This window comes from Streptomyces sp. NPDC048523, from assembly GCF_043199815.1.
In the GTDB taxonomy this organism is placed as follows: domain Bacteria; phylum Actinomycetota; class Actinomycetes; order Streptomycetales; family Streptomycetaceae; genus Streptomyces.
This window is the reverse complement of the sequence record NZ_JBICWQ010000002.1, coordinates 1,417,477-1,437,040: the sequence shown is the minus strand read 5'-3', so window position 1 is coordinate 1,437,040 and position 19,564 is coordinate 1,417,477. Positions and strand designations below refer to the sequence as shown.

At 72.3% G+C, this 19,564-nt stretch carries 14 protein-coding genes; 6 read left to right on the top strand and 8 right to left on the bottom strand.

Features of this window, described 5'->3' with window-relative positions:
• Nucleotides 1–64: 64 nt before the first annotated feature.
• Nucleotides 65–997: an ADP-ribosylglycohydrolase family protein gene (locus tag ACGFWE_RS15610; RefSeq protein ID WP_393600173.1), complete on the bottom strand. Its 933-nt coding sequence runs from the start codon at nucleotides 995–997 to the stop codon at nucleotides 65–67.
• Nucleotides 998–1,476: 479 nt separating this feature from the next.
• Nucleotides 1,477–1,890 (bottom strand): organic hydroperoxide resistance protein, encoded by a 414-nt coding sequence (locus ACGFWE_RS15605; RefSeq protein ID WP_125192855.1) that lies wholly within the window; start codon nucleotides 1,888–1,890, stop codon nucleotides 1,477–1,479.
• 123 nt (nucleotides 1,891–2,013) lie between these two features.
• Between ACGFWE_RS15605 and ACGFWE_RS15600 the strand changes: the two genes are divergently transcribed.
• Together ACGFWE_RS15600 and galE are read left to right on the top strand one after the other, a co-directional pair.
• Nucleotides 2,014–2,490 (top strand): MarR family transcriptional regulator, encoded by a 477-nt coding sequence (locus ACGFWE_RS15600; RefSeq protein ID WP_352391107.1) that lies wholly within the window; start codon nucleotides 2,014–2,016, stop codon nucleotides 2,488–2,490.
• Nucleotides 2,491–2,576: 86 nt separating this feature from the next.
• Nucleotides 2,577–3,557 carry a UDP-glucose 4-epimerase GalE gene (gene galE, locus ACGFWE_RS15595; protein ID WP_393600172.1) on the top strand — a complete coding sequence of 327 codons (981 nt, stop codon included), beginning with the start codon at nucleotides 2,577–2,579 and terminating at the stop codon, nucleotides 3,555–3,557.
• Between the two features lie 121 nt (nucleotides 3,558–3,678).
• Here galE and ACGFWE_RS15590 read toward each other — a convergent pair whose 3' ends face one another.
• The 5 genes from ACGFWE_RS15590 to ACGFWE_RS15570 all read right to left on the bottom strand — a co-directional run bounded on the left by ACGFWE_RS15590 (nucleotide 3,679) and on the right by ACGFWE_RS15570 (nucleotide 13,696).
• On the bottom strand, nucleotides 3,679–5,937 hold the full coding sequence (locus tag ACGFWE_RS15590; protein ID WP_393600171.1) for a CDP-glycerol glycerophosphotransferase family protein: 2,259 nt from the start codon (nucleotides 5,935–5,937) through the stop codon (nucleotides 3,679–3,681).
• A 140-nt stretch (nucleotides 5,938–6,077) separates the two neighbouring features.
• Nucleotides 6,078–6,986, bottom strand: a complete 909-nt coding sequence (locus tag ACGFWE_RS15585; protein ID WP_352391110.1) for a carbohydrate ABC transporter permease — start codon at nucleotides 6,984–6,986, stop codon at nucleotides 6,078–6,080.
• Nucleotides 6,983–8,326, bottom strand: a complete 1,344-nt coding sequence (locus ACGFWE_RS15580; RefSeq protein ID WP_352391111.1) for a sugar ABC transporter permease — start codon at nucleotides 8,324–8,326, stop codon at nucleotides 6,983–6,985. The genes ACGFWE_RS15585 and ACGFWE_RS15580 overlap by 4 nt, the downstream gene beginning before the upstream one ends.
• A 5-nt stretch (nucleotides 8,327–8,331) precedes the next feature.
• Nucleotides 8,332–9,723, bottom strand: a complete 1,392-nt coding sequence (locus ACGFWE_RS15575) for an ABC transporter substrate-binding protein (RefSeq protein WP_393600217.1) — start codon at nucleotides 9,721–9,723, stop codon at nucleotides 8,332–8,334.
• A gap of 187 nt (nucleotides 9,724–9,910) precedes the next feature.
• Complete coding sequence (locus tag ACGFWE_RS15570) at nucleotides 9,911–13,696, bottom strand: FHA domain-containing protein (RefSeq protein WP_393600216.1); 3,786 nt, start codon at nucleotides 13,694–13,696, stop codon at nucleotides 9,911–9,913.
• Nucleotides 13,697–14,025: 329 nt separating this feature from the next.
• Between ACGFWE_RS15570 and ACGFWE_RS15565 the strand changes: the two genes are divergently transcribed.
• The 4 genes from ACGFWE_RS15565 to ACGFWE_RS15550 all read left to right on the top strand — a co-directional run bounded on the left by ACGFWE_RS15565 (nucleotide 14,026) and on the right by ACGFWE_RS15550 (nucleotide 19,217).
• Complete coding sequence (locus ACGFWE_RS15565) at nucleotides 14,026–15,741, top strand: serine/threonine-protein kinase (RefSeq protein ID WP_352391202.1); 1,716 nt, start codon at nucleotides 14,026–14,028, stop codon at nucleotides 15,739–15,741.
• Nucleotides 15,742–15,846: 105 nt separating this feature from the next.
• On the top strand, nucleotides 15,847–17,103 hold the full coding sequence (locus ACGFWE_RS15560) for a serine/threonine-protein kinase (protein WP_352391112.1): 1,257 nt from the start codon (nucleotides 15,847–15,849) through the stop codon (nucleotides 17,101–17,103).
• Between the two features lie 60 nt (nucleotides 17,104–17,163).
• Nucleotides 17,164–18,270 carry a peptide chain release factor 2 gene (prfB, locus tag ACGFWE_RS15555; protein ID WP_352391113.1) on the top strand — a complete coding sequence of 369 codons (1,107 nt, stop codon included), beginning with the start codon at nucleotides 17,164–17,166 and terminating at the stop codon, nucleotides 18,268–18,270.
• A 293-nt stretch (nucleotides 18,271–18,563) separates the two neighbouring features.
• Entirely contained in the window at nucleotides 18,564–19,217 is a 654-nt protein-coding gene (locus tag ACGFWE_RS15550; RefSeq protein WP_352391114.1) for a hypothetical protein, read from the top strand.
• Nucleotides 19,218–19,336: 119 nt separating this feature from the next.
• On the opposite strand, the gene ACGFWE_RS15545 is transcribed toward ACGFWE_RS15550, so the two are convergent.
• Nucleotides 19,337–19,528 carry a hypothetical protein gene (locus ACGFWE_RS15545; protein WP_352391115.1) on the bottom strand — a complete coding sequence of 64 codons (192 nt, stop codon included), beginning with the start codon at nucleotides 19,526–19,528 and terminating at the stop codon, nucleotides 19,337–19,339.
• Nucleotides 19,529–19,564: the final 36 nt, after the last annotated feature.

The window sequence follows — 19,564 nt, the reverse complement described above, 5'->3', positions numbered from 1 at the left end:
GCTCGCCCGCCCGCCCGCCGCAAGGAGATTCTGGAGGCGCATCCGTACCGGAGGCCGCCTCCTGTCACCGGATGAGGCGATCGGTGAGGTCCGCCAAGTCGGGGGTCCTCAGCACCCGGTCGGCGAAGCCCGGCAGCGGCACGTGCAGGGGGGCCGTCCAACGCTCCGGGACGGCCGTGACGCCGTACACCGCTCCGGCCAGGCCGCCCGTCACCGCTGCCACCGTGTCCGTGTCGCCGCCCAGGTCGATCGCGGCGCGTACGGCAGTCTCGTACGAGGTCGTCGTGCGCAGCGCCCAGACCGCCGAGCCCAGGCAGGGCCATACGGCGCCGTTGAACTCGGTGGCCTGGTCCGGGTGCCAGTCGGGGGCCAGGACGGTGGCGTAGCGCCGGCGGTGGTCCGGGTGGAGCGTGTCGAGGGTGGCTTCCACGGCGTCCAGCGGATCGTCACCGGCGAGGGCCACGCGAATCAGTTCGTGGAAGACGGCCGTGCCCTCCCAGGCCGCACGGTCGCCGTGGGTGAGGGCGGCCAGGCGGCGGGCGGCGGCCATGGTGGCCTCGCGGCCGTGGCGGGCGAAGTGCACGGCGGACGGGGCCGCGCGCATCAGGGCGCCGTTTCCCGCCGCCCGTTGGTTCACCTGGAAGTGGAGAGCGGCCGCGATGTCCCAGGGGTCGCCGCTGCTGAGCACGGCCTCCGTCTGGAGGCCGATGTCCTTCGGCTCCGCCGCCGCCCACCGCTGGAACCGCCGGAAGACGTCCGGGAGTTCGAGCCCGCCGCACTCCACCAGCGACTCGGCGACCAGGACCGCCATCTGCGTGTCGTCGGTCGCCTCACCCGGGTCCCAGCCGCCGCCCCCGCACATCTCGCCGCCGTGCCCCGGCTCCGGAAAGCGGTCCGAGAAAGCGCCCTCCGGCCCGAACTCGAAGGGAGCGCCCAGCGCGTCCCCCACGGCGGAACCGATGACAGCGCCCAGGGCGCGCTCCACGCTGACGACCATCAGCGCAGGCTAGCCATAAGCGGTTACGGTCACCCACGCGGGCCGCCTCCGAGGCGCCGGCGGCTCACTTGGGCGGGCCCGGAACCGGCGCGTCCGCCCCCGGCAAGTCCCGGTGTCACGGGGCACCCGCGGCGGGGCCGACCCCGAGCTGCCGACGACCTGCCCGGGTAGGTCCAGCTCGGCCTTCCGTGGGTCATGGGGCCACCCACGCGGGCCGACCATGATGGGTTACGGCCACCCACGCGGGCCGCCCCCGAGCCGTTGGCGGCCCGTCAGGGCAGGCCAGGCCCGGGGTGTCCGCCCTCGGCAAGCCCCGGTAAACCCCGGTAAGCCCCGGTATGCCCCAGCGTCATGGGCCACCCACGCGGACCGACCCCGAAGCCGCCCGCGTTCCGCCCAGGCAAGCCCTGCCCCGGCGCATCCGCCCCGCCCCGCCCCCGCGGCCACGCCCCCCGTCCCCCCAAGTCCCGCTTCCGGACCTACTCGATGACGAGGTCGACCTCGATGTTGCCGCGGGTGGCGTTGGAGTAGGGGCAGACCTGGTGGGCCTGCTCGACGAGCTTGCGGCCGGTCTCCGCGTCCACGGTGTCGGGGAGTTCGACGCGGAGGGCGACCTTGAGGCCGAAGCCCTCGCCCTGCTTGCCTATGCCGACCTCGGCGGTGACGGCGGCGTCGCTGACGTCCACCTTGGCCTGGCGGCCGACAAGGCCGAGGGCGCTGCCGAAGCAGGCGGCGTAACCGGCGGCGAACAGCTGCTCCGGGTTGGTGCCCTGTCCGTTGCCGCCGAGCTCCACCGGCGGGGCCAGCGCGACGTCGATCTTGCCGTCGTTCGTGTAGGCCCGGCCGTCACGGCCGTGGGTGGCGGTGGCGACAGCGGTGTAGAGCGCGTCCATGAAAGACCATCCCTCTCGAAGTCTGTTCCGGCGGCTCTTCTGGCGGCCGCCCTCACGACCGTTACTAGAGCACACAATTTAGTTGTGCACAACTAAATGGCTCACAAGCGCTATCCTGGAGGCATGACCACGCCACCGACCGCCACCGACTGGCTCCGCCTCGACCAGCAGATCTGCTTCTCCCTGAACGCGGCCTCCCGCGCCTTCGGCAGCGTCTACCGCGTGATCCTCAAGGATCTGGGGATCACCTACCCGCAATACCTGGTGATGCTCGTGCTGTGGGAGCACGGCGACCTGCCCGTCAAGAAGCTCGGAGAGCACCTGCGGCTCGACTCGGGCACCCTCTCCCCGCTCCTCAAGCGCCTCGAGGCGGCCGGCCTGGTCCGGCGCGAGCGCAGTACCCGTGACGAGCGCTCCGTGGAGGTGCGGCTCACCGAGGAGGGCGTCGCCCTGCGCGAGCGTGCGGTGCAGGTGCCCCGCCGGATCGTCGCGGCGACCAGCTTCGACGTGGACGAGATCCGCGACCTGCGGGCCCGCCTCGACCAGCTCACCTCGTCACTGGACGCGGCCGTGCACGCCGAGCTGCCCGACGAGGACTGACAGTCACCGCAGTGGCCCCCGTCGGCCCCGACCGCCTGGTTCACTGATACGCGGACACGGGTCGAGCGAAGAGGGGACGGCCGTACATGACCTGGCTGATCACCGGCGGCGCCGGTTACATCGGGGCGCACGTCGTGAGGGCGATGACCGAGGCGGGCGAGCAGGCGGTCGTGTACGACGACCTGTCCACCGGTGTCGCCGAGCGCGTGCCGGCCGACGTGCCGCTGGTGGTGGGTTCCACGCTGGACGCCGAGCGGGTCGCCCACACCCTGGCGGACCACGAGGTCACCGGTGTGGTCCACCTCGCGGCGAAGAAGCAGGTCGGCGAGTCGGTGGACCTGCCGCTGCACTACTACCGGCAGAACGTCGAGGGCCTGCGCGTGCTCCTGGAGGCGGTGACGACGGCCCAGGTCCCCTCCTTCGTCTTCTCGTCCTCAGCGGCGGTGTACGGCATGCCGGACGTCCCGCTGGTGACGGAGCGGACCCCGTGCGCGCCGATGTCCCCGTACGGCGAGACCAAGCTGGCAGGGGAGTGGCTGGTCCGCGCCACCGGCCGCGCGACCGGTCTGTCCACGGCGTGTCTGCGCTACTTCAACGTGGCGGGCGCGGCGAGCCCCGAGCTGGCCGACACGGGTGTCTTCAACATCGTCCCGATGGTCTTCGAGAGGCTCACCGAGGACGCGGCCCCGCGCATCTTCGGCGACGACTACGACACCCCCGACGGCACCTGCGTCCGCGACTACATCCACGTCGCCGACCTGGCCGAGGCCCACGTGGCCGCGGCCCGCACCCTGCAGTCGGCCCCCGGGCGCGACCTCACCGTCAACATCGGCCGCGGCGAGGGCGTCTCGGTGCGCGAGATGATCGACCACATCAACGCCATCACCGGCTACGACCGCCCTCCGACGGTCACTCCCCGCCGCCCCGGAGACCCCGCCAGGGTCGTCGCCTCCGCCGACCTGGCGGCCACGGAACTCGGCTGGAAGGCCAAGCACGACGTCCAGGACATGATCACGTCGGCGTGGGAGGGATGGGTGCGGCTGCATCCGCAGGCGGCCAGGGGATAGCGGCGGGTGACGGCGGCCCGCCCGGGCCACGCGGTGCCCGGCGCCCCGGCCGCCCCGCCGGTCGCCAGGTGGACGGGCGGGTCGGGGTGGGACGGGACGGACTGGACGGCACGGGCCCCTCCTAGCGGGTCTCGGCGACGGGCGCGTCCGTCGCGGGGCCGGGCACGGTGGCCAGCGGAGAGCGGTCGAGCGCGGCCGCCGCCGACGGCACCGGATGCCGGTCGGCGAGCGGGATCACCGGCGGCAACCCGGTCTCGCCGAGGACGACATGGCGTACGACCCGTTCGGCGGCGCGGCCGTCGTCGTACGGGCAGAAGCGCTCGCGGAACGCCGAGCGCAGCTGGGTGGAGCGGGAGCCGCGCCAGTGGCCGGTGGCGAAGATGTCGATCAGTTCGTCCTCGCTGCGCGCGATCGCGCCCGGCGCGAAGGACCGCAGGTCGAAGTAGGTGCCGCGGGCGGCCTCGTACGCCTCCCGGTCGTCGGCGTGGATCACGATCGGGCGGTCCAGGCCGGCGTAGTCGAACATCAGGGACGAGTAGTCGGTGACCAGGGCGTCCGAGGCGAGGCACAGGGACTCCACGCTCGGGTGGTCGGTGACGTCGATGACCCGGCCGGTCGCGGGGGAGACGAGCGGGCCGCCGTGGCGGTGGTGCGCGCGGGCCAGGACGACGAAGCGGGGGCCCAGGCGGCGCAGGAGGCGGTCCAGATCCAGGGTGGTGTGCTGGGTGCGGCGGTAGTCGCGGTAGGTCGGCGCGTACAGGATCGCGACCGAGCCCGCGGGGATGCCGAGGGACTCGCGCAGCCGCCGTACGTCCTCCGAAGTCGCCCGCTGGAACACGTCGTTGCGCGGAGAGCCGTAGGGGAGCGCGGTGTAGCCCCCGGGGTAGACGCGCTCCCAGGTCAAGGTGGTGTGGCGGTTGGGGGACACGAGGTAGTCCCACTGGTCGACGCCGCGCAGCATCGCGTCGAAGTCCAAGTCCCCTGCCGCCGCCGGGCGTTCCTTGAGATCCAGGCCCATGTGCTTGAGCGGTGTGCCGTGTTGGGTCTGGACGAGGACCTGGCCGGGGCGCTTGACCAGACGGCGGTCGAAGTCGGTGTTGTTGACCAGGTACTTGGAGCGGGCCAGCGCCGTCCAGTAGGCGGCCGTGCCGGGGCGCAGCCTGCGGGTCGCGGTCGGGATCGTGTGGTGGTGCTCGGGGTGGGCGATCCACGCGGTGCGGATGTGCGGGGCGAAGGTGCGGAACGCCTCCTCGAGGGCGCCCGGGTTGCAGCCGTGGCCGCGGCCCCCGTACGCGGCGAAGACGGCACGGTCCGCGCGCAGCGGGAGGCGGAGCTGGACGCGGTAGTGGAGCCGCAGGGCCGCCGCGTGCAGGGACGTGGCGAGGCGTACGAGCGGGCGGGCGGTCCCTCGGACGGACCTGCGGGCCAGTTCCGCGAGCCGCTGGGTGCGGTACAGGCCCAGGCGGATCACGGCGTGGCGCAGCCGGGAGCGCGCCGGGACCGGGTGGCCCGGGGTGCGGTGGGCGCGGTAGTGGTCGCGAGCCCGCCGCAGGAACTCGCGTCGGCTGGAGCGCGGGAGGCTCTCCCGGTCGGTGAACACCGCCGAGAGGTGGTCCACCATGCGGCGGAACAACGCCGGCCGCCACTGGGCGAGTTCGGGGCGCGAGTCGACGTACGCGAAGACCCTGTCGTACTGCTCGAAGACATCGAAGTGGTCGGCGGCGTCGCGGGGTTCGCCCCCGCGGCGCCTGCGGTGGTGGACGCAGACCCGGTCCAGGGTGGCGATCGACTCCGCGGCCATCAGGACGGGGTAGGTCCAGGGCAGATCCGTGTGGTGACCGGCCGGGAAGACGAAGCCCTCGCGCTCGACGAACTCCCTGCGGTACGCCTTGTTCCAGGCCACCGGCGGCACCCGCAGCAGCCCCGGGCGGTCCTCCAGGCGGAAGGGCGCCGGGCCCTGCTCGGTCAGCCGGCCCGCGGAGGCGTCGGGGACCGTCCCGTCCGACCAGTGGGCGAGCGCGTGGCCGTGGACCAGGACGTCCGGCTCGCCCGTCTCCTTCAGCCGGTCGGCGATCGCCCGCAGCGCGTGCGGGGTGAGGGTGTCGTCGCCGTCGAGGAACAGCAGGTAGTCGCCGCTCGCCCCGGCCGTCCCGGCGGTGCGGGCGGGACCGAGCCCCGAGTTCCGTGCCAGGTGGACCGCCTTGACCCGGGGGTCACGGGCCGCGTACTCGTCGATGAGCTCGCCGCACGCGTCCGGCGAACGGTCGTCGACCGCGATCAGTTCCAGATCCTCGTACGACTGTGACAGCACCGATTCCAGGCATGCGGGCAGATACGCCTGAACCTTGTACGCGGGGACGATGACACTGAACCTGGGCACGGCACATCCAAGAGTCGGCACGGGAGTTCTGCCCGGGAACGCCCCACGACGGCACGGGGTTACGGTCCGTACGGCATTCGGGCTAACGCGAAGGGGCGGACCGGTTGCGGCCCGCCCCTCCAACTCCGCTGTCGTGACCGTTACTTGACCGCGCCCGCCATCACGCCGGAGACGAACTGCCGCTGGAACGCGAAGAACACGATCAGCGGAATCACCATCGAGATGAACGCGCCCGGTGCCAGGACGTCGACGTTGTCGGCGAAGGCGCGCATCTGGGTCTGGAGGGCGACGGTGATCGGCTGGCTGTCGGCGTCCGTGAACACCAGCGCGATCAGCATGTCGTTCCACACCCACAGGAACTGGAAGATGCCGAGGCTCGCGATCGCGGGCCCGCCGAGCGGCATCACCACCCGTGTGAACAGGCGCAGTTCGCCCGCGCCGTCCAGCCGTGCCGCCTCCAGGAGTTCGCGGGGGATCTCCGCGAAGAAGTTCCGCAGCAGGAACACCGCGAAGGGCAGACCGAAGCCCGTGTGGAAGAGGATCACCCCGAAGATGTTGCCGAACAGGCCCAACTTGCCGAAGAGTTCGGCGATCGGGATCAGCGCCACCTGGACCGGCACCACCAGCAGGCCGACCACGCCCATGAACCACCAGTCGCGGCCCGGGAACTCCATCCACGCGAACGCGTAGCCCGCGAGCGCGCCGATGACGATCACGAGCAGCGTCGCCGGGACCGTGATCAGCACGGTGTTGACGATGGAGCCGGTGATGTCGCCGTTCTGGAGGAGCTTGTCGTAGCTGTCGAGGGTGAGTTGGGAGGGCTCGGTGAAGACCTTCCACCAGCCGGTCGCCGCCAGGTCGGCCGGGCTGCGCAGCGAGGAGATCAGCAGCCCGATCGTCGGCACCAGCCAGAACAGGCCGACGAGGACGAGGAAGACGCTGATCAAGCCACCGCTGACACGCTCGACGAGCCGCGAGCCGAGCGACTGCTTCGCCCTCACCCCGTCGGCCGCTGCCGTCTCGGGAAGCCTTTCGGCCTGAGTGGTCATCGCCGTACCTCCCGCCTGAGCCGACGAATGTTGAACCACATCACCGGGATCACCAGCAGCAGCAGGAACACCGAGATGGCGCTCGCGATGCCGGGCTGGTCCTCGGCGAAGCCCTTGCGGTACAGCTCCAGCGCGAGGACGTTCGCGTCGTCCTGCGAGGAGCCCGGGGGGATGATGAAGACCAGGTCGAAGATCTTCAGGACGTTGATCATCAGGGTCACGGTGACGACCGCGAGCACGGGCGCCAGCAGCGGGACCGTGACCCTGCGGAAGACCTGCCACTCGCTCGCGCCGTCGACCCGGGCCGCCTCCAGGAGTTCGCGGGGGATGCCCGCGAGCCCGGCCGCGATCAGCACCATCGCGAAACCGGCCCACATCCAGATGTACGACCCGATGATCGCCGGTGTCACCAGCGACGGGCCGAGCCAGTCGATCCCGTTGTAGGCCTCCTTGAAGTTGCTCGCCGGAAGCCGCAGTTGGGCCCCGTCGGCCTTCTCCGAGAAGGAGAACGTGCCGTCGTCGCCGGCTGTCGCCGTCTCGACGACCTTGCCGTCCTTGACCGCCTCGATCTTCATGCCGGGGTAGCCGAGTTCGGTCGGGTCGACCCCGCCGAGCGTGCCGACGCCCTTGCCGCGCGTGAAGTCCTGCCAGGTGGTCCCGGTGATCCGGCCCGGGTCCGCCTGCGGTGCCACGGCCTTCTTCGCGTCACCGGGCATCTGGTCGGGGGCGACGCCCACCAGGGGCAGGGTGACTGTCCCGCCGGTGTGGACCGCGGTCTTGGTGATGAAACCGCCGCCCTGGGCCACCAGCGGCGAGTTGCGGCCCGGGTGGGCCTTCGGGAACGCCGAGGACTGCGCGAACGTGTCGTGCACGCCCACCCACACCGCGTTCGCGAACCCCTTGTCCGGGTCCTGGTCGTAGACGAGCCGGAAGATGATGCCCGCCGCCAGCATCGAGATCGCCATCGGCATGAAGACGACCAGCTTGAACGCCGTTCCCCAGCTCACCCGTTCGGTCAGCACCGCGAAGATCAGACCGAGGGCGGTGGAGATCGTCGGCGCGAACACCACCCAGATGATGTTGTTCTTCAGGGCCGTGCGGATGCCGTCGTCGGTGAACAGGGCCTTGTAGTTGTCGATTCCGGCGAAACCGTCACCGGACTGGTCGTAGAAGCTGCGGACGAGCGAGTACCCGATCGGGTAGACCACGAGCGCGCCCAGCAGCACCAGGGCGGGCAGCAGGAACAGCACTGCCACGGACCTGCGCGTGCCGGTCACGCTCTTGCGCGACTTGGGAGAGGCAGGGGCCGGTGGGACCCCTGCCTCGGTGGCCGATGTCATCGCCGTCAGTTCCCGTAGGCGGCCGCCGCGTCGGCCTCCAGCTTGGCCTGGGTGCCCGCCACGTTCTTCGGGTTCGTCAGGAAGTCCTGGAGCGCCTTCCACTCACCCTTGCCGGGCGTTCCGCCGAAGGCCTGCGGGGCCTGGTCGGACATGTCGAAGCGGAAGTCGTCGCCCGAGTCGATCAGCGCCTTGGCGATCTTCTGCTGCACCGGGTTCGGATACGAGGAGATGTCCACGCTCTTGTTCGGTGAGAGATAGCCGCCCAGCTTGGCCTGGATCGTCGCCGCGTCCGGGGAGGCCAGGAAGGTCGCCAGCGCCTGTGCCGCCTTGGAGTCCTTCAGGATCACGGCCGCGTCGCCGCCGGAGACCACGGGGGCGGTGTCACCGACCTTCGGGAACGGGAACACCTTCGCGTCCGTGCCGACCTTCGCCTTGGCCGTCTGGATGTTGACCTGCGCGAAGTCGCCCTCGTAGACCATGGCCGCCTTGGGCTGGTCACCCCCGGTGAAGGTCTGGGTCACCGAGGCCGGGAAGTCGGTCTGCAGCGCGCCCTTGGCGCCGCCCGCGACATAGTCCTTCTTGCCCCAGACCTGGGCCAGCGTGGTCAGCGCGTCCTTCACGGACGGGTCCGTCCACTTGATCTCGTGCTTGGCCAACTGGTCGTACTTCTCCGGGCCCGCCTGGGAGAGGTAGATGTTCTCGAACCAGTCCGTCAGGGTCCAGCCCTCGGCGCCGCCCACGGAGAACGGGGTCACACCCGAGTCGTAGACCGTCTGCGCGGTGCTGAGCAGTTCGTCCCAGGTCTTCGGCTCGGTGGCGCCCGCGTTCTCGAAGACCTTGGCGTTGTACCAGATCAGCGACTTGTTGGCGGCCTTGTAGTACACGCCGTACTGGGTGCCGCCGACCTTGCCGATGTCCTGCCAGCCCTGTGAGTAGTTCTTGGCGAGCTCGGCCTTGGCCTCCGCTCCCAGGGGCTTGGCCCACTTCTTGTCCACGGCCTGCTTGATGGCACCCGGCTGCGGGAGCATCGCGATGTCCGGCGGCTGGCCGCCCGCGACCTTCGAACCCAGGAAGTTGACGATCGGGTCCTGGGCGGGCACGAAGGTCACCTTGGCGCCGGTGCGCTTCTCGAACTCCGCGAGAACCTTCTTGAAGTTCGTCTGTTCGGCGCCGCTCCAGACGGCGGCGACCTCCAGGCTCTGGCCGTTCAGTTTGGGCAGGGTGACCGTCGTGCCGGTCTCCTTGCCGCCTGTCGCGCCCGTGTCACTGCTCTTGTCGTCATCTCCGCTGCATGCGGTGAGCGAGAGGGCGAGGGCCGCCGCGAGGGCGGCGGCCGCCGACTTGGCAGCCCTGTTCGCTGACCTGTGCTTCCGCTGTGTGCTGCTCGTGCTGCGCATCACGACCCCGTTCTTCGTTCCTCGTCGAACGTTCGAGGGCTGTCCCGTGCGATCTGGTCTACGCCGGGGCGCCGAGGTCGGCAAGTGGGCGTCCACTGTCAAGCGGGTGATCGTGATGCCGTCGTGACCAGTGCCGGTGCGTCCGGGCAGGCGTCGCCCGGGGCGGGGCCCCCGGACCCCTTGACGCCTAGAGCAGTGACGGGACCTCTGCTGCTGCCACTTCCCTCGCCGCGCGTTCCAATGCACTCGCCAGCAGGGCAAGATCCGTCGGGCCGTTGCCCAGTTCCCGGACCGGGCGGCGGGCCGGAGGGTCGCCCATGTGTTCCCACTCCAGGGGGACCACCGTGGGGCGCAGGGTCGCCGTGCGGGGGATGCGGCCGGTGACCCGGCCGGCCTGGAACGCCGTGACCCGGCCGTCGGACCGGGTCAACCGGCCGCGGCCGGGGGCCGGTTCGTCCGGGCCGGTGGCCGGGGTGTCCAGGGTGACGCGGAGGGTGGCCCGGCGGGCCGCTTCCGACTCCGCCGTACGGCCGCCCGGGCCGGTCGCGGCCACCAGGTGGACGCCCAGGCGCTCGCCCTCACGGGACACCGCCTCCAGCGCGCGTATGACCGAACCGGCGGCCGGCCTGCCCGGGGAGCCGAGGGGCGGCGAGACCAGGGCGTCCAGGTCGTCCACGATCACGACCAGACGGGGCAGCGGGGGTGCCGTCTCCGTCCGGCGCCGGGCCGCCGCCGGGCGCAGGCGGATCGTGGAGCTGGGCGGCGAGTCGAGGTCGGCGGCGGCCGGGTCGCCGGGCGTACCCGCGGCGCCTGTCGCGCTGCGGGGGGACGCCGTGCGCTGGGCGACCATACGGCCCGACAGCTCCCGGCCGGTGTGCCACTCCGCGAAGTCGGAGCGGCCCAGCAACTCCGCGCGCCGCTTCAGCTCGGCGCTCAGGGACTGGGCGAACTCCCGCATACGGACCGGGTCGTTGGCGATGAGGTGGGTGGTCACATGCGGTACGTCGGTGCACACGCGCAGGCCCTCGCCGTGGCCGCCGGCGCCCACGGTGTCCCGGCCGTCCATCAGGACGATGCTGAGACGGTCGGGGCGCTCGGCCGCGGCCAGCGAGGCGACGGCCGCCCGCAGCAGTTCCGTACGGCCGCTGCCCGCGGGGCCCTCGATCAGCAGGTGCGGGCCCTCGGCCACGAGGTCGGCGCAGACCGGGCCGCGCGGCCCGGCCCCCAGCACCGCCCACGCCCGGCCGCCGAGCGACTCCGGGTCGTCGGCCGCGTCCGCCCAGCGGGTCATCAGCGACGGCGGGGTGGCCCGGGCCAGCCCCAACTCGTCCAGGAGGCGCGCCGACTGGGGCAACGGCGAGGACACGCGCGTGTGCCCCGCACCGGCGGTGCCGTCCGTCCGCAGCGGCGCCAGCGCCCGCGCGAACCGCTCGGCCCAGGCCGCGGAGACGGCGTCCACGGCGGCGACCGTGCCGTGGCCGACGGGGGTGGGGGTGGCCGTGGCGACCGCGGTGAGGTGGACGGTGTCTGCGTCGGTCCGCGGACCTGGGCCGGTGGAGGGGATCTCGGCACCGGTGCGGGTGCGGTCGCTCTGGGCGCGGCCGGGAGTGGCGCCGGTGCCGTCGCTCTCACGGCCCGCCTCCGCGGGGACCCCTGCTCGGGCCACCCGCATCAGCCGCAGTGCCGTCGCCACGTCCCCGCTGAGCAGGCCGACCGCCCCGCACTCGCGGAACGTGGGGGCCGCCGCGCACGCCGCCTCGTAGGTGTCCGTCACCGGAGAGGCGGGCGAGGCCGGGGCCGTCTCGGCCAGGCACACGACGTGGATACCGGCACGGGGGCCCTCCGCCGCCAGCCGCGCCACCGCCTTGCGCAGACCGGCGCCGCCGGGATCGCCGTCCACGATGACCACGGTGTACGGCCCGGGGAAGCCGCCGCTCGTCCCGTCCTCCGTGTCGTCCTGCGCCCAGGAGGGCCGTCGGGCGGTGTTCCGGGGGTGGTCCTGCGAGGTGGCGGAGCGGGCGGCCGGCACGGTCCCGCGGGCCGGGGCGAGCTCGGAGTCGGCCAGGTTGTCGTCCAGGCGCCGCAGGAGTTCGTCGGTGCGGGCCGCGGCCTGTTCGCGGTCGTGGGCGAGAAGGAGACGGCAGTCCTGGCCGTGCCCCGGGCGGACATGGGGGAGCCAGCCGAGCCAGGACCACTCGGCGGTGCGCTCCTGCGCGGGCCGGGAGCGGTCCGCGCTGATCAGGACGATCTCCAGGGTCTCGGGGGCGTGCAGGGCGGCGAGCTGGGCGACCACCGCGCGGGCCAGCCCGGCGAGCCGCGCGCGGGGACCGGCCAGGCCCAGCGCACCGACCTCGCGCAGATCCGCGGTGACCGGAACGGCCGGCAGCAGCCCCGAGCCGTCGGGGGCCGCCCGGTCGGCGGTGCCGAGCCGCACGGTGAGGGCCTCCGGATGCCCGGGCCCGCGCTCCCACAGGCGCGCGCCGGGACCCAGTGCGGTCAGCAGCAGGGCGGCCGGGTCGGGCCAGACCTCGGGCTGCTGGGACGCGGTGGCCGAGGGCACCGCGGTGACGGGCGCGCTCGTCTCGCCGTACGCCTCGTCCTGCTCGGACGTCTCCTGCTCACCCCGTCCCCCGGCCAGTCGCCGGGCCCACGCGGACAGTCCACCGCGCCGCCGCACACCTTGCGGTACGTCGGTCCCGCGCAGGGGGGTGCCCTTGCGGCGGCCGGTCGCGGGGGCGTCTGCCGGATCGGGAGCCGAGGGCAGTGTCTGGTCGGCCGGGGGAGGCGGGGGAACGGCGGTGGTGCGCGTCACTTCGAAGGAGCCGAGCCCGGAGCGGCCGCCATGGGTGTCCCCGGGGTTGCCGTCGGTGTCGCCCCGGTGCTCGATCCGAGGTGCGCCGCCCTGGCCCGGCACGACGACCGGCGGCTCGGTGGGGCCGTGCCCCTGCGCTCCCGGGGTTGCGGGGCCCCCGCCGGACGCGCCCCAGCTCGCGGAGCCGTACGCGTGATGGGTCGGGTCGGTGGGCGGCCGGGGCGAGGAGCCGCCGTCGGCGCGACCGTCCCCCATGCCTGCCGACACCCTGCCCCGCGCGCGGGGCGACCGCTCCGCCTGTGCGGGGACCGAGCCGGACGCACCGGTGCCGTCGTCGTGAGCTCCAGCCGTCCCGCGTCCCTGGGCAGGGCCCGGCGGGCGCGCCCCGTTCACGCTCGGTCCATGACCATTGCCGTTCACTTCACCGGTCGTGCCCGAAGCTCCGTGTGCCCGGCTCCCGCCCGGTACCGGCCCGGCCTCGCCCGGGGTCACGCGTACATGTCCCTCGCCGTCCGGTTCCGTCCCGAGCCGTCGCCCCCCGCTCGGCGACAGCCGGAGCACCGACTCGCCGATCCTCAGGAGCGCTCCCGGGGTGAACCGGACCGGGCGGGTGCCCACGCGGGAGCCGTCCAGGGTCGTGCCGTTGGTGGAGCCGAGGTCGGCCACCGAGACGCGGCCGTCGGGCGCGACCGTGACCGCGCAGTGCAGCCGGGAGACGTCGGGGTCGTCCAGGGGCACGTCGGCGTCGGCGGAGCGGCCGATGTGGATCTGGCCGCCGTGCAGCAGATGGACGCCGCCGGCGTCGGGGCCGGCGACCACATGGAGCTGGGTGGGGGCGTCGTCGAGCTCCGGGTGGGGCTCGGGGGCCGCCGGGGCGCCCAGGGACAGCACGGCGCCGTCGATCAGCGGGGGCTCGCCCAGGGTGGCGCGCTGGGCGTCCAGCCGCTCACCGTCCGCATACAGCACGACCGGACCGCCGCCGCGCTCGGCCTCGCCCGCGCGGGAGGCGCCGTCCCCCGGGACCGCCGAGGCGAGTGCCGTGGCCACCGCGGCCAGTGCCGTGCCGACGGGAGCGGTGACCAGCACGTCGCGGCTCGCGGCGCGGCCCCGGGTCCGGTCGGGCGGGCCCAGCGGGTCTACGACGGTCAGCCGGATCTGCATCGCCGTCAGCGGTCCCTTCTGCTCGGACGCGGACATCCCCACCCCCGCACGAGCACCATCGGCCAGTACTGCACGCATCCTCGCACCTGACACTGACAACGCGCCCGTCGCCCGAGGGCAAGTGATCTTGATTGGTCAGCTCTGCCCCCAAAAGTGCCTGACCACTGCCGCGCCGGTGATCACTTGAGATCGGTCACGTCAACGTCCGGCAACCAGGGACCCGGACGGAGCGTCTTTCCTTCGAACGTGCTTGGCAGCGCTTACGTAGTGCCGTGAGGAGCGGCACTACAGTGGGTCGGAACGACAGCCAGCAGCAGGGAGTGCATGACGTGCGGCCGGTAGGCAGCAAGTACTTCCTCGAGGAGCCGCTCGGACGCGGTGCCACGGGGACCGTGTGGCGTGCCCGCCAGCGGGAGACCGCGGGCGCCGAGGCCGCCGTACCGGGACAGCCCGGCGAGACCGTCGCGATCAAGGTCCTCAAGGAGGAGCTCGCGAGCGACCCGGACATCGTGATGCGGTTCCTGCGCGAGCGCTCCGTCCTGCTGCGGCTGACCCACCCCAACATCGTGCGAGTGCGCGACCTGGTCGTCGAAGGCGATCTGCTCGCCCTGGTCATGGACCTCGTCGAGGGCCCCGACCTGCACCGCTATCTGCGCGAGAACGGCCCCTTCAGCCCCGTCGGCGCCGCCCTGATCACCGCCCAGATCGCCGACGCGCTCGCCGCCAGCCACGCCGACGGCGTGGTCCACCGCGACCTCAAGCCCGCCAACGTCCTGCTGCGGCAGCACGGCGGCCAGATGCACCCCCTCCTGACCGACTTCGGCATCGCGCGCCTCGCGGACTCCCCGGGCCTGACCCGGACCCAGGAATTCGTCGGCACGCCCGCGTACGTCGCGCCCGAGTCCGCCGAGGGCCGCCCGCAGACCTCCGCGGTCGACATCTACGGCGCCGGCATCCTGCTGTACGAGCTGGTCACCGGCCGTCCGCCGTTCGCCGGCGGTTCCGCACTCGAAGTCCTGCACCAGCACCTGAGCGCCGAGCCGCGCCGCCCCTCCACGGTCCCCGACCCGCTGTGGACGGTCATAGAGCGCTGTCTGAGCAAGAACCCGGAACGCCGCCCCAGCGCCGAGAACCTCGCGCGCGGGCTGCGCGTCGTCGCCGAGGGCATCGGCGTGCACGCGAACTCCGCGCAGATCGCCGCGGCGGACAACGTCGGCGCGCTGCTGCTGCCCGACCCCGACCCGGCCGCCGTGCCGGACACCCCGGGCGCCGCCGACCCGACGCAGGTGCTGCCGCACGGCGCGGGCGCCTACGACCCGAACGCCGCGACCAGCTTCCTGCCGCACACCGGCCCCGGGAACCCCGTCGGCGCCGCCGACCCCACCGCCGTACTCCCGCACCGCGGCGCGGCCGATCCGACGGCCGTCATGCCGCCGGTGCCGCCCGGACAGCCGGGACAGGGCCAGTACGGGCAGCAGGGGCAGCACGGACAGCAGCCCGGCGGGCCCGAGGACCCGCACCCCTGGCAGAACCAGCTGCGCGCGGCCCGTGACCGCAACGAACAGACCCAGGTGCAGTACCTCGACCCCAACGAGGACCCGCTGCGCCGCCGCCCCCAGCGGCAGGTCGCCAGGCCGCAGCAACAGCAGCCGCCCCAGCGGCAGCAGCGGCCCCCGCAGCGCCCGCCGCAGGCCGGTTACGGCCGTCAGCCGCAGCAGCCCCAACAGCCCCAGCAGTACGCCCCGCAGCAGCAGCAGCCGCAGCGGTACGCGCCCCCGCCGCAGCCCGAGCGCCCCGTGCGCGAGCCCCGGCAGCCGCGGCAGCGCAGTGCCAACCGGATGCGGATCCCGGGTCTGGGCTGCCTCAAGGGCTGTCTGTTCACGATCGTCATCCTCTTCGTCGCGAGCTGGCTGATCTGGGAGCTGAGCCCGCTGCAGGACTGGATCGGCACCGGCAAGGGCTACTGGCAGCAGATCGGGGACATCATCGACACCGTCAGCAAGTGGATCGGGGATCTGGGCGGAAACTCCTCAGGTCAGCAGTAACTCTGGGGATTTGTCGACACCCAGCGGGTGATTTCCGTCTCCGCGGTGAAGGTTGGCTCTTCCGGCGCGTAGTTTTAGCGACAACACGCGTCTGTAGGAGCAGCCTTGGCACGGAAGATCGGCAGCCGGTACACCGCCAACCAGATCCTGGGGCGGGGCAGCGCCGGCACGGTGTGGCTGGGCGAGGGACCCGAGGGGCCCGTCGCCGTCAAGCTGCTGCGTGAGGATCTCGCGTCCGACCAGGAACTCGTCGGACGCTTCGTCCAGGAGCGCACGGCTCTGCTGGGCCTGGAGCACCCCCACGTGGTCTCCGTCCGCGACCTCGTGGTCGACGGCAACGACCTCGCGCTCGTCATGGACCTGGTCCGGGGCACCGATCTGCGCACCCGGCTCGACCGGGAGAAGCGGCTCGCCCCCGAGGCGGCGGTGGCGATCGTGGCGGATGTCGCGGACGGCCTGGCCGCCGCGCACGCCAAGGGGGTCGTCCACCGGGACGTGAAGCCGGAGAACATCCTGCTGGACATGCAGGGGCCGCTGGGCCCCGGGGGCGCGCATCCCGCCCTGCTGACGGACTTCGGTGTGGCCAAGCTCATCGACTCGCCGCGGCGCACCCGGGCCACGAAGATCATCGGGACGCCGGACTATCTGGCGCCGGAGATCGTCGAGGGGCTGCCGCCGCGGGCGTCGGTGGACATCTACGCCCTGGCGACCGTCCTGTACGAGCTGCTGGCCGGGTTCACACCGTTCGGCGGCGGGCATCCCGGGGCGGTGCTGCGGCGGCATGTGACGGAGACGGTGGTTCCGCTTCCGGGCATCCCCGACGAGCTGTGGCAGCTGATCGTGCAGTGTCTGGCCAAGGCACCGGCCTCCCGCCTGCGGGCGTCCGAGCTGGGGACGCGGTTGCGGGAACTGCTGCCGTTGCTGGCCGGGATGCCCCCGCTGGACGTGGACGAACCGGACGCGGAGCAGGAGGAGGAGCCGGACGGGGAGGCGCCGACGGCGGCCTCCGACGGGGAGCCGGTGTCCTCCGGGCGGCCGGCGCGGCGGGGAGCCGTGCCGCTGGTGCCGGGCGCCAAGCCCGCCGACTCCAACCGGGACACGCACACCTCGATGAGGGTGCCTGGTCCTGACGAACTGGCCGGCGGTGCGCTGGGGACGGCCCGGGTGCCGAGGCCCGCCGGGGCGCCGCGGCCGGGATCCGCGCGGCACCGGGCGACCACACGGCGGCGGAGGCTGGTCGTGGGGATCGCGGGACTGGTGCTGGTCGCGGCGGCGGGCGCCGGGATATGGGCGGCCACATCGGGTGACGACGCGGGAGCGTCACCACAGGACACGAAGAACTCGGCGCCGGCCTCCCCCTGAGGGGGGCGGCGGTCCGGGGGACGACCGACGTCGGTTGCCACAGCCGTTAGGCTGGAGGGCGTGGCAGTCGTCGATGTATCCGAAGAGCTCAAGTCCCTCTCCTCGACCATGGAGTCGATCGAGGCCGTTCTGGACCTCGACAAGCTGAGGGCAGACATCGCCGTGCTCGAGGAGCAGGCGGCCGCGCCGTCCCTGTGGGACAACCCGGACGAGGCGCAGAAGATCACCAGCAAGCTGTCCCACCTCCAGGCGGAGGTCAGGAAGGCGGACGCGCTGCGCAGCCGCATCGACGACCTCTCCGTGCTGTTCCAGATGGCCGAGGAGGAGGACGACCCGGACACCCTCGCGGAGGCCGAGTCCGAGCTCGTCGCCGTCAAGAAGGCACTGGACGAACTGGAAGTCCGGACACTGCTCAGCGGTGAGTACGACTCCCGCGAGGCGCTGGTCAACATCCGCGCCGAGGCCGGCGGTGTCGACGCCGCCGACTTCGCGGAGAAGCTCCAGCGGATGTACCTGCGGTGGGCGGAGCAGCACGGCTACAAGACCGAGATCTACGAGACCTCGTACGCCGAGGAGGCCGGCATCAAGTCGACCACCTTCGCCGTGCAGATCCCGTACGCCTACGGCACGCTCTCCGTCGAGCAGGGCACGCACCGGCTGGTGCGCATCTCGCCCTTCGACAACCAGGGGCGCCGTCAGACCTCCTTCGCCGGTGTCGAGATCCTGCCCGTGGTCGAGAAGACCGACCACATCGAGATCGACGAGTCCGAACTGCGCGTGGACGTCTACCGGTCGTCCGGTCCCGGCGGACAGGGCGTCAACACCACCGACTCCGCGGTCCGGTTGACCCACCTGCCCACCGGCATCGTCGTCTCCTGCCAGAACGAGCGCTCGCAGATCCAGAACAAGGCGAGCGCGATGAACGTCCTCCAGGCCAAGCTGCTGGAGCGGCGCCGCCAGGAGGAGCAGGCCGCGATGGACGCCCTCAAGGGCGACGGCGGCAACTCCTGGGGCAACCAGATGCGTTCGTACGTCCTGCACCCGTACCAGATGGTCAAGGACCTGCGCACCGACTTCGAGGTCGGCAACCCCGAGGCTGTGTTCAACGGCGAGATCGACGGTTTCCTCGAAGCCGGAATTCGCTGGCGCAAGCAGCAAGAGAAGTAACTTTGTCGACTTGACAACCGTTCTGCAACTGCCGCCCGCCGGGCGGCAGTTTGCTTTATGTCTGGGTTTTACATCACACTCACAGACCGCTTTCCCCGGCATAGGTCCCTTACCAGGACATCGCGCCCGCAACGGCCTTGACGTTGCTGTGAAAAATGGGAAGGGTGAAGCGTGGCATGCGTATCTCTGGGGCGCATGTGAACCGGGGGACTTGAGCAACCGCTACCTTCTCCCGTCGATCACGGCCCCGAGCGCCGCCTCATTGACGATGAGCTACTGGGGGTAGCAACCACATGACGAAGAAGACGCGGATCCGGATCGCGCGCATAGCCGCCGGTGCCGTGATCGCGGCCGGTGCCTCGCTGACTGCTGCCGGCGCGGCTTCCGCGCTGGAGATCAACGTGGGCGTGGGCGACAGCGGGGTCGGCGTGAACGTCGACGCCGGCCTCGGCGACGACCCGACCGACCCGGTCACGGAGATTCCGACCGACCCGGTCACCGAACTCCCCACGGACCCGGCGACCGATCTCCCGACGGACCCGGTGACGCCGCCGGTCACCGACGAGCCCACGGACCCGACCGAGGAGCCCACCGAGCCCACCGAGGACCCGACCGACCCGGGTAACGGGAACGGAAACGGCAACGGTAACGGGAATGGCAACGGCAACGGTAACGGCAACGGGAACGCCGGGGGCGGCAACAGCAACACCGACCCCGACGGCGGCTCCAACACCTCCGTCCAGGAAGAGGGCTCCTCGGCCCTCACCGACACTGGCGCGGACACCACGTCCAACACGTCGGCCCAGGGCAACGGGCAGGAGCTCGCCGAGACCGGTGCCGCGCAGACCACCTTCCTGGTGATCGGTGCCGCCACGATGATCGCCGGTGGCATCGGCTTCCGCATCCTGCCGCGCCTCGCGGGCGGCCGTGGTGGCGCTGCCGCCTGACGGTGACCCCAGGTAGTCGCACGCCTTCCTAGCGTGCGCATGCTGAACGGCGAAGGGCCCGGAGCGTCTCCGCTCCGGGCCCTTCGTATGTCCTCGGCTCGTACGTCCTCGACCGCCGCCTACGCGGTCTGGTGCGCCAGCAGTGCCACCGTCGCGATCAGGACCGCGAGCAGGGCGATCAGGGCCGTCGGGTTCAGGCCCGCGAAGGGATTGTCCTGCTGCAGCCGGTCGCGGTTCGCGCGGCACACCGGGCACCGGCCCTCGCTCACGGGTGCCGCGCAGTTTGCGCACACCAGGCGGTCGTACGTCATGCGCGTCACCCTTCTTGCGAATGTGTTCCACGGGGA

Excerpts from the sequence above, each read along its gene's own strand:
- ACGFWE_RS15600 (WP_352391107.1), top strand. The coding sequence starts at position 2,014 with ATGACCACGCCACCGACCGCCACCGACTGGCTCCGCCTCGACCAGCAG.
- galE (WP_393600172.1), top strand. The coding sequence starts at position 2,577 with ATGACCTGGCTGATCACCGGCGGCGCCGGTTACATCGGGGCGCACGTC.
- ACGFWE_RS15605 (WP_125192855.1), bottom strand. The coding sequence starts at position 1,890 with ATGGACGCGCTCTACACCGCTGTCGCCACCGCCACCCACGGCCGTGAC.
- ACGFWE_RS15570 (WP_393600216.1), bottom strand. The coding sequence starts at position 13,696 with ATGCAGATCCGGCTGACCGTCGTAGACCCGCTGGGCCCGCCCGACCGG.
- ACGFWE_RS15550 (WP_352391114.1), top strand. The coding sequence starts at position 18,564 with ATGACGAAGAAGACGCGGATCCGGATCGCGCGCATAGCCGCCGGTGCC.
- ACGFWE_RS15575 (WP_393600217.1), bottom strand. The coding sequence starts at position 9,723 with ATGCGCAGCACGAGCAGCACACAGCGGAAGCACAGGTCAGCGAACAGG.
- ACGFWE_RS15545 (WP_352391115.1), bottom strand. The coding sequence starts at position 19,528 with ATGACGTACGACCGCCTGGTGTGCGCAAACTGCGCGGCACCCGTGAGC.
- ACGFWE_RS15585 (WP_352391110.1), bottom strand. The coding sequence starts at position 6,986 with ATGACCACTCAGGCCGAAAGGCTTCCCGAGACGGCAGCGGCCGACGGG.
- ACGFWE_RS15610 (WP_393600173.1), bottom strand. The coding sequence starts at position 997 with ATGGTCGTCAGCGTGGAGCGCGCCCTGGGCGCTGTCATCGGTTCCGCC.
- ACGFWE_RS15580 (WP_352391111.1), bottom strand. The coding sequence starts at position 8,326 with ATGACATCGGCCACCGAGGCAGGGGTCCCACCGGCCCCTGCCTCTCCC.